Source organism: Pseudomonas sp. RL, from assembly GCF_000647775.1.
Taxonomy (GTDB): Bacteria; Pseudomonadota; Gammaproteobacteria; order Pseudomonadales; family Pseudomonadaceae; genus Serpens; species Serpens flexibilis.
The window spans coordinates 21426-29161 of the sequence record NZ_JBOY01000072.1; the positions used below are offsets into that span (position 1 = coordinate 21426).

9 protein-coding genes, 1 other RNA gene and 1 pseudogene are annotated in these 7736 nt (G+C 67.3%); 5 read left to right on the forward strand and 6 right to left on the reverse strand.

Annotated elements, in window-relative coordinates:
* Positions 1-6: 6 nt before the first annotated feature.
* Together AS93_RS0112790 and AS93_RS0112795 are read right to left on the reverse strand one after the other, a co-directional pair.
* Positions 7-1860: a diguanylate cyclase gene (locus AS93_RS0112790; RefSeq protein ID WP_027590987.1), complete on the reverse strand. Its 1854-nt coding sequence runs from the start codon at positions 1858-1860 to the stop codon at positions 7-9.
* Positions 1861-1909: 49 nt separating this feature from the next.
* The gene (locus tag AS93_RS0112795; RefSeq protein WP_027590988.1) at positions 1910-2359 is read right to left on the reverse strand and encodes an EVE domain-containing protein; all 450 of its coding nucleotides are present in this window, start codon (positions 2357-2359) and stop codon (positions 1910-1912) included.
* 136 nt (positions 2360-2495) lie between these two features.
* Here AS93_RS0112795 and AS93_RS21120 point away from each other — a divergent pair, with 136 nt between their 5' ends.
* A complete protein-coding gene (locus AS93_RS21120) occupies positions 2496-2627 on the forward strand; it encodes a hypothetical protein (RefSeq protein WP_256214752.1) in 132 nt (43 codons plus the stop codon).
* Here the strand turns inward: AS93_RS21120 and AS93_RS19340 are convergent.
* The 4 genes from AS93_RS19340 to AS93_RS0112815 all read right to left on the reverse strand — a co-directional run bounded on the left by AS93_RS19340 (position 2624) and on the right by AS93_RS0112815 (position 4041).
* Entirely contained in the window at positions 2624-3265 is a 642-nt protein-coding gene (locus AS93_RS19340) for a 5-formyltetrahydrofolate cyclo-ligase (RefSeq protein ID WP_051587471.1), read from the reverse strand. The two genes, AS93_RS21120 and AS93_RS19340, sit on opposite strands and share 4 nt — an antisense overlap.
* Positions 3266-3329: 64 nt before the next feature.
* Positions 3330-3507, reverse strand: a non-coding RNA gene (gene ssrS / locus AS93_RS20345) — 6S RNA.
* A 31-nt stretch (positions 3508-3538) separates the two neighbouring features.
* A complete protein-coding gene (locus AS93_RS0112810; RefSeq protein WP_027590989.1) occupies positions 3539-3835 on the reverse strand; it encodes a cell division protein ZapA in 297 nt (98 codons plus the stop codon).
* Positions 3832-4041 carry a TIGR02449 family protein gene (locus AS93_RS0112815; protein WP_027590990.1) on the reverse strand — a complete coding sequence of 70 codons (210 nt, stop codon included), beginning with the start codon at positions 4039-4041 and terminating at the stop codon, positions 3832-3834. The genes AS93_RS0112810 and AS93_RS0112815 overlap by 4 nt, the downstream gene beginning before the upstream one ends.
* 166 nt (positions 4042-4207) lie before the next feature.
* Between AS93_RS0112815 and AS93_RS0112820 the strand changes: the two genes are divergently transcribed.
* From AS93_RS0112820 to AS93_RS0112835, 4 genes and pseudogenes are all read left to right on the forward strand, one after another.
* The gene (locus tag AS93_RS0112820) at positions 4208-4753 is read left to right on the forward strand and encodes a YecA family protein (RefSeq protein ID WP_027590991.1); all 546 of its coding nucleotides are present in this window, start codon (positions 4208-4210) and stop codon (positions 4751-4753) included.
* 13 nt (positions 4754-4766) lie between these two features.
* Positions 4767-6098 (forward strand): Xaa-Pro aminopeptidase, encoded by a 1332-nt coding sequence (pepP, locus tag AS93_RS0112825; protein WP_027590992.1) that lies wholly within the window; start codon positions 4767-4769, stop codon positions 6096-6098.
* The gene (gene ubiH / locus AS93_RS0112830) at positions 6098-7282 is read left to right on the forward strand and encodes a 2-octaprenyl-6-methoxyphenyl hydroxylase (RefSeq protein ID WP_027590993.1); all 1185 of its coding nucleotides are present in this window, start codon (positions 6098-6100) and stop codon (positions 7280-7282) included. The genes pepP and ubiH overlap by 1 nt, the downstream gene beginning before the upstream one ends.
* Positions 7283-7294: 12 nt before the next feature.
* Positions 7295-7736, forward strand: a pseudogene (locus tag AS93_RS0112835) (2-octaprenyl-3-methyl-6-methoxy-1,4-benzoquinol hydroxylase); the annotation flags it as partial.

The following is a 7736-nucleotide window of genomic DNA, read 5'->3' on the forward strand; positions in this document are numbered from 1 at the left end:
AGGAGTTTATTCTGCCGACAGCGGGGGCGTGGAGTGTTGATGACCATCAAGCCGCGACCAGACACAGCTGCGGTTGCGACCGCCGTGCTTGGCGCGGTACAGCGCCTGATCGCAGTGGGCGATCAGGCGTTGCGGACTGTCCTGGCATTCCAGGTCGGAGGTGGCGATACCGATGCTCAGGGTCAGGCGCCCGAGTGGGCTCTCCGGATGCGGCAGGGCCAGTTCCGCGAGGCGCTCGTGGATGCGCGCGGCCAGGTGCTCGGCACCCTCCAGGCGGGTGTTGGCGAGGATGATGGCGAACTCCTCGCCACCGTAGCGGCAGGCCACGTCTCCCTCGCGCTGCAGGCATTCGTGCAGCAGTCGACCGACGCGCCGCAGGGCGTCGTCCCCCGCCAGGTGGCCGAGGCTGTCGTTGTAGCGCTTGAAGTGGTCGATATCCACCAGCAGCAGCGACAGGGGCGTGCCGAGCCGGCGCAGGCGTCGCCATTCGGCCTGCAGTTGCTGGTCGAAGAAGCGCCGGTTGTGCAGGCCGGTCAGTCCGTCCTGCTGGGAAAGCCGCTGCAGGCGTGCCTCCATGCGCAACCGTTCGGTGTTGTCGCGCGACACGCCGATAAGAAATTCACGGCCCGCGCGTTCCACCAGCTGGGTGCTGATCTCCGCCGGCTGCAGGGTGCCGTCCTGGCAGCGCAGCTCGCGCTGCAGCAGGCGTGGCGAGCCCTCGCGGTGCAGCTGGCGTACTTCGTCCAGCCATTGTTGGTAGCCGGGCATGAGGTGCTCGGGATCGCGTTGAAACAGGGTGTGGAAGGTCTCGCGGTCGTAGCCGAGGCCGACATGGATGGCGCGGTTCATGTAGAGGAACGCGTGCGCCTGGAGATCGAGAATGAACAGCCCGTCGCGGCTGAAATCGGTCAGTTCCAGGATCAGGCGCTGCTGCGCGCGGCTTTCGCGCAGGCGGGCGGCAATGCGCCGGCGTCGCTGCGCCTCGGCCCGCAGTAAACGGTTGCTGACCAGCAGGGCGGAGGCCCGGCGGTGGTTTTCCAGTGCCAGGTACAGCGCAGCCACCAGCAGCAGGCTGATGGACAGGCTGGCGCCCAGGACCACGCGCGGCCATGGCGTGTTCAGGCGTTGCAGGATCTCCGTGGTGGGGGTGAGCAGCAGGGTGAATACCGGCTCGCCGGGCAGGCTGAGCGACACCCGCTGGCGCAGATCAGTAGCGGAGTTGGCAAGATTCTGATCATGGAGGGTCTGATCCTGCTCCAGCAGCGCCACGCTGAAGCGCCACTCACCCAGGCGCGTCAGCCAGCTGTCCAGCAGATCGGAGAGGCGAAAGGTGCCCCGCAGGTAGCCGTCGAAGCCGGGACCGGGGGTGTTGCGGTCATACAGGGGCACGTACAGGGCCATGCCCGGGCTGCCATCGGCCAGGGGGAAGCTGCCGCTGAAATGCGGCTCGCCCTGGTCGCGGGCGCCCAGCGCACTGTCGGGATTGGGCGGTTCGAGGGGTTCGCTGCGTCCGGCGGGCACCTGCCAGCGCAAACGACGCGCGGCGTCCAGCCATTCGATGGCGTGGTAGCCGTCGCGTCCGGTCAGCAGCAGTCGCGCCTCGCGTTGCCAGTCTTCGCGGCGCAGCCGGCCCTCGTTGTTCCAGCGCTCGGCCAGTCGTTGCAGGTTGACTCCACGGTCTGCCAGGTAGGCTTCGAACTGGCGGGCCAGATGCTGGGCGTGCAGGTGCAGTTGCTCCCGGGCGCGCGCCTGGCGGTCGTTTTCCAGCCGCTGCCAAAGCAGCAGGCTGCCCGCGCACAGGGCGCAGAGCAGCAAGCCGAGCAACAGGTAGACGGCGGGGGGGCGGGCGACGCGGGTCATGAGCAAATCCTTTGCAGTGCTGTGGGTTTAGCACAGCCCCCGGGAACCCTCAACGCAGCGCCAGGATGGCCTCCCATTGCGCCGGTGTCACTGGCATCACCGAAAGGCGGCTGCCCTTCTGCACCAGCGGCAGGTCGGCCAGCGCCGGCTCGGTCTTCAGGCGCGGCAGTTCGATGACACGATCGAAGGTTTCCACATGGCCGACGTCAACGGCGCTCCAGGGGTTCCGCTGGGAAGTTGCCTTGATGTCAAAATAGTGGCTTTCCGGTTGGAGCGCGGTGGGGTCCGGGTAACTCGTGCCGAGGATGCGGCCGATGCCGGCCACGCCCGGACGTGGGCAGCTGGAGTGGTAGAACAGGAAGAGATCACCCGGCTGCATGGCGCGCAGGAAGTTTCGGGCCTGGTAATTGCGAACCCCGTCCCAGCGCGCTTCGCCGAGACGTGATAGGTCCGCGCTGGACAGTTCGTCGGGTTCGGATTTCATCAGCCAGTACGGCATGAACTTTGCGTTCCTCTTTTGGTCCGAGTCGCGGGCATTGGAGCCGGCAGGTCAGCGGACGTTCAGTTCACCGAGCGTCCTACTACAAAAACAGCCACCGGCATTCTTGAAGTTGTCTGTAGGGGAAGACAAGGCAATGAGACGGCAAAAACCCGATTTGTTGTGGGTACTGGTTATTGTGTTCAGCCTGGGCATGGTCACTACCGGCTATACCCAGGGTCTCTGGGAGCGCCAGGCCGAGGCGCCTCCCACCACGTCGCAGCGCTAAGCGCGCTGCGCGGTTTCCGGGCCGGCTCGGCCGGCCCCTGCGCAATACCAGCCTCTGTCGGTCACCGTGGCCTGCAGGGGAACATCCCAGCTGGCCAGCGCCAGATGATCCACTTGCTGACACTGATGGGCCATGCCCATCAGTGTCGGCTTGTGCCAATTTTTGCGCAGGTCGAGATACGCCAGGCTGCGGTCGTAGAAACCGCCGCCCATGCCAAGGCGGCCGCCCCGCCCATCAAAACCCACCAGTGGCAGGCAGATCAGATCCAGGGTCCAGGCCTTGCGTTGCCGTGCGCGGCAGAAGTGTGGCTCGGGAATGCCGAAACGATTGGGTCGCAGTTTCTCGCCCTTGCGCAGACGCTGGAACACCATGCGGGTGCGCGGCCAGGGGTTGAGTACCGGCAGGTAGGTCGCCTTGCCGCGTCGCTGGGCTTCGCGCAACAGCAAGGCGGGATCGATTTCGCCATCGTTGGCCAGATACAGGGCCACATGCCGGGCTCGGCGAAACAGCGGATGGTGGCTCAACTGGCGGTAGAGGTCGCGCGCGGCGCGGCGTTGCTCGAGTGGGGTCAGCTGGCGGCGCCGCTGGCGCAGCAGGCGGCGCAATTCGGTGCGCGAAAGGTCGTCACGCTGGATCATGGCGAGAGGCGGCCCTGAAATGAAAACCGCCGGCGCGGATGCTCCGGGCCAGCGGTATGGAATTCGACTCCCCGGCATGCCGCTGTCGGCGTGACCCTTGAACCCGAGAGTTCAAGGTGGCGACCGCCGGCAACCTTAAGGCTCTCCGTCGAGCGGATATGCACACGGGCTGCACGTACGGCCTCCAGAAGTTTTGCTTATCGGGAGAGGGACGTGCCAACTGGCGCACACACCAGGGAGTTGTCCGGGAGTATACGCCGTTTTTCCCTCAAGTCACTCACTGCCCAGGGCGGTATCCACCCGGTCCAGCAGTTCGCGTACCTGCTCGCGGGCCAGGCTGTCCTGCTGTTGTTGCTGCTGCTGCAGGCGCTGCAGATCATGAGCGATGTTCAGCGCGGCCATGACCGCGACGCGCTCGGAGCCGATGACCTTCCCGCTCAGGCGGATCTCGCGCATCTTGCCGTCCAGGAAGCGTGCGGCGTTTTCCAGGCTGGCGCGGGCATCGCTCGGGCAGGCGATGCAGTATTCCTTGTCGAGGATGGTGACGGTGACAGTGGTGGATGGGGTCATGAGTCCTGCTCCAGGGCCTTGAGGCGGGAAATCATCGCTTCGACCTTCTGGCGAGCCAGTTCGTTCTTCTCGATCAATTGGGCGCGTTCTTCGCGCCAGGCCCTTTCATTGGCCAGCAACAGCCGGTTCTGGGCTTTGAGACGTTCGTAATGCTCGAGCAGCTCGTCGAGTTTCGCTGCCAGGCGCTGCAGTTCGGTGTTTTCCATGAGGGCTCGGGGAGGCAACGGGGCTCCGACTATAGGGAGGAGGACGCAAGGGGGTCAAACGCCGTGCGTGACGGCGCCGTGATGTCGCGGGGCAGTGCGCCAGGGCTGCCTTGCCCGCCTCGGGCTGCTAGGATACGGAGCCTTCTGCTTCCCGCCCAGAGTCGTCATGTCCAGTACCTCGCCCTACGCCGCCTTCGCTACCCTGCTCGCCTCCTCGGGCTATTCCGTTTCCCCCGCCGAACTGCACGGCCTGCTGGTCGGCCGCAGTTGCGCGGGCCTGGGGTTCGAGGCCGACGGCTGGCTGGAAGACGCCCGCGAGCTGCTCGGCAGCGAGCCGCAGGACAACGTGCGCCAGGCGCTGCTGGGCCTGCAGGCAATGGTCAAGGAGGAACTGACCAGCGAGGAGTTTTCCATGGTGCTGCTGCTGCCCGGCGACGACGCGCCGCTGGCCGAGCGGGCCAGCGCGCTGGGGCAATGGTGCCAGGGGTTCCTCTCCGGCTTCGGTCTGGCGCCGCGCGAACAGGCGCTGTCCGCCGAGGCCATGGAAGTGCTCCAGGACCTGGCCGCCATTGCCCAGGTGCAGAGCGCGCTCGACGAGTCCGAGGACGGCGAGAGCGACTATATGGAAGTCATGGAATACGTGCGTCTGGCCCCGCTGCTGCTGATGTTCGTCGGACGCGATGCGCCTGCCGCCAAACCCTCCCTGCACTGACCGGAACCTGCCGATGATCCGCATCCCGCAAGACGAATACGCCCGCCGTCGCGCCGCGCTGATGGCGCGCATGGAACCCGGCAGCATCGCCATCCTGCCGGCGGCCCCGCTGCAGCTGCGCAACAGCGACGTCGAGCACACCTATCGGCAGGACAGCGATTTCCAGTACCTCAGCGGCTTCCCCGAGCCGGAGGCGGTGCTGGTGCTGATCCCGGGACGCGATGAGGGGCAGTACATCCTGTTCTGCCGCGACCGCGATCCGGAACGCGAGCTCTGGGATGGCCGGCGCGCCGGCCAGGACGGCGCGGTGCGCGACCACGGTGCGGACGATGCCTTTTCCATCCGGGCCATTGATGAGCTCCTGCCGTCGCTGATGGAGAGCCGGCGCCGGGTCTACTACGCCGTCGGCCAGCAGGACAGCTTCGACCAGCAGGTCATGGGCTGGGTCAACCGCGTGCGCGCCAAGGTGCGCCAGGGGGTGACGGCGCCAAGCGAGTTCGTGGCCCTGGCGCCGCTGCTGCATCCGCTGCGCCTGCGCAAGTCCGAAGCGGAGCTGGCGGTCATGCGTTACGCCGCGCAGGTCTCCGCCCGCGCCCATGTGCGCGCCATGCAGGCCAGCCGCGCCGGGCTGTACGAATACCACCTGGAAGCTGAACTGGATTATGAATTCCGCAAGGGCGGTGCGCGTCTGCCGGCCTACGGTTCCATCGTGGCCGCCGGGCGCAACGCCTGCATCCTGCACTACCGTGAGAACGACGCCCTGCTGAACGACGGCGACCTGGTGCTGATCGACGCCGGTTGCGAGATCGACTGCTACGCCAGTGACATCACCCGCACCTTCCCGGTCAGCGGGCGCTTCACGGCGGAACAGAAGGCCATCTATGAGCTGGTTCTCAAGGCCAATCTGGAAGCCTTCCGGCACATCGCCCCCGGCAAGCGCTGGAACGATGCGCATGAGGCCACCGTGCGGGTGATCACCGCCGGCCTGGTCGAGCTGGGGCTGCTGCAGGGCGAGGTGGATGCGCTGATCGAACGCGAAGCCTACAAGCCCTTCTACATGCACCGCGCCGGACATTGGCTGGGTATGGATGTGCACGACGTCGGCGACTACAAGGTCAATGGCGTATGGCGCGAGCTGGAGCCGGGCATGTGCATGACGGTCGAGCCGGGCATCTATATCGCACCGGACAACGAGCAGGTCGAGCCCCGCTGGCGCGGCATCGGTGTGCGCATCGAGGATGACGTGGTGGTCACCGCCAGTGGTTGCGAGATTCTCACCGGCGACGTGCCCAAGTCGGTCGCCGAGATCGAGGCCCTGATGGCCGGAAACCGGGAGCACGCCTGATGGAACGGGTCGAGCTGGCGATCATCGGCGGAGGCCTGGTCGGCGCCAGCCTGGCCCTGGCCCTGCAGGACGGCGCGCGGGCGCGCGGCTGGCGCATCGTGATGATCGAACCCTTTGCGCCCGGCGACAGCTATCAGCCCAGTTACGACGCCCGCTCCTCGGCGCTGGCCTATGGCAGCCGGCTGATCTTCGAGCGGCTGGGCCTGTGGCAGCGGCTGGCCCTGCGGGCAGAGCCGATCCTGCACATCCATGTTTCCGAGCGGGAGCGTTTCGGCGCCACCCGCATGCATGCCGCTGACGAGCGCGTGCCGGCCCTTGGCTATGTGGCTGAGAACGCCTGGCTCGGGCATTGCCTGTGGCAGGCGCTCGACCCCGAGGTCGTCAGTTGGCGCTGCCCGGCGGAAGTCACCGACCTGCAGGCGCTGCCTGACGGCTACCGGCTGCAACTCAAGGATGGCGCGTGCCTGGACTGCGACCTGGCGGTACTGGCCGACGGCGGGCGCTCCGGGCTGCGCGAGCGGCTGGGCATTGGCGTCGAGCGCCGCCCCTACGGGCAGAGCGCGCTGATCGCCAACGTTACGCCGAGCCTGCCCCATGGTGGCGAAGCCTTCGAGCGCTTCACCGCCCAGGGGCCGATGGCCCTGCTGCCGTTCCTCGACAACCGCTGCGTGCTGGTCTGGACCCGCGACCCGCAGGAAGCCGAACGCCTGCAGGTGCTGCCCGAGCCCGCGTTCCTCGACGAGCTGCAGCAGGCTTTCGGCTACCGCCTGGGGCGCTTCCAACACGTTGGCGCCCGGCACCTGTATCCGCTGGCGCTGGTCGAGGCCCGTGAGCAGGTGCGCCCGCACCTGGTGGTGCTGGGCAATGCGGTGCACAGCCTGCATCCGATCGCCGGTCAGGGCTTCAACCTGTGCCTGCGCGATGCCGTGGCGCTGGCCGAGACCCTGCTGGAAAGCGAGGAAGCACTGGGCGACCTGGCCACCCTGACGCGCTACCAGGAGCGCCAGCGGTTCGATCAGGACCTGACCATCGGCTTCTCCGACCGCCTGACCCGCCTGTTCGGCACCAACCTGCCGCTGCTGGATCAGGCCCGCCATCTGGGATTGCTCGGCCTGGACCTGCTGCCGCCGGCCAAGCACTGGTTCGCCCGGCAGGCCATGGGCCTGGGCGCCCGCATCATTTAACGAGGGACTGACATGCACGCGGACATCATCATCGTGGGCGCCGGCATGGTCGGCAGCGCCCTGGCACTGGCCTTGAAGGGCAGCGGGCTGGACATCCTGCTGGTGGATGGCGCCCCGCTCGAGCCCCGGCCTTTCGATCCGGCGGCCCCGTTCGAGCCGCGTGTCAGCGCCCTGTCGGCAGCCAGCCAGAACCTGCTGGAACGTCTCGGCGCCTGGCCGGGCATCCGCGCGCGGCGCTGCAGTCCCTACGCGCACATGCACGTGTGGGACGGTTCGGGGACGGGTCAGATTCGCTTCTCGGCCGCCAGCGTGCATGCCGAAGTGCTCGGGCACATCGTCGAGAATCGCGTGGTGCAGGATGCCCTGCTCGACTGCCTGCGCGACGGCCCGGTGCGGCTGCTCGGCCAGGCGCGGGTCGAGCGCCTGCAGCAGGGCGAGGCCGGCTGGCGGGTGA

Coding starts and splice junctions, on each gene's coding strand:
- ubiH (WP_027590993.1), top strand. CDS start 6,098: ATGGAACGGGTCGAGCTGGCGATCATCGGCGGAGGCCTGGTCGGCGCC.
- AS93_RS0112820 (WP_027590991.1), top strand. CDS start 4,208: ATGTCCAGTACCTCGCCCTACGCCGCCTTCGCTACCCTGCTCGCCTCC.
- AS93_RS0112790 (WP_027590987.1), bottom strand. CDS start 1,860: ATGACCCGCGTCGCCCGCCCCCCCGCCGTCTACCTGTTGCTCGGCTTG.
- AS93_RS0112795 (WP_027590988.1), bottom strand. CDS start 2,359: ATGCCGTACTGGCTGATGAAATCCGAACCCGACGAACTGTCCAGCGCG.
- AS93_RS0112810 (WP_027590989.1), bottom strand. CDS start 3,835: ATGACCCCATCCACCACTGTCACCGTCACCATCCTCGACAAGGAATAC.
- AS93_RS21120 (WP_256214752.1), top strand. CDS start 2,496: ATGAGACGGCAAAAACCCGATTTGTTGTGGGTACTGGTTATTGTGTTC.
- pepP (WP_027590992.1), top strand. CDS start 4,767: ATGATCCGCATCCCGCAAGACGAATACGCCCGCCGTCGCGCCGCGCTG.
- AS93_RS19340 (WP_051587471.1), bottom strand. CDS start 3,265: ATGATCCAGCGTGACGACCTTTCGCGCACCGAATTGCGCCGCCTGCTG.
- AS93_RS0112815 (WP_027590990.1), bottom strand. CDS start 4,041: ATGGAAAACACCGAACTGCAGCGCCTGGCAGCGAAACTCGACGAGCTG.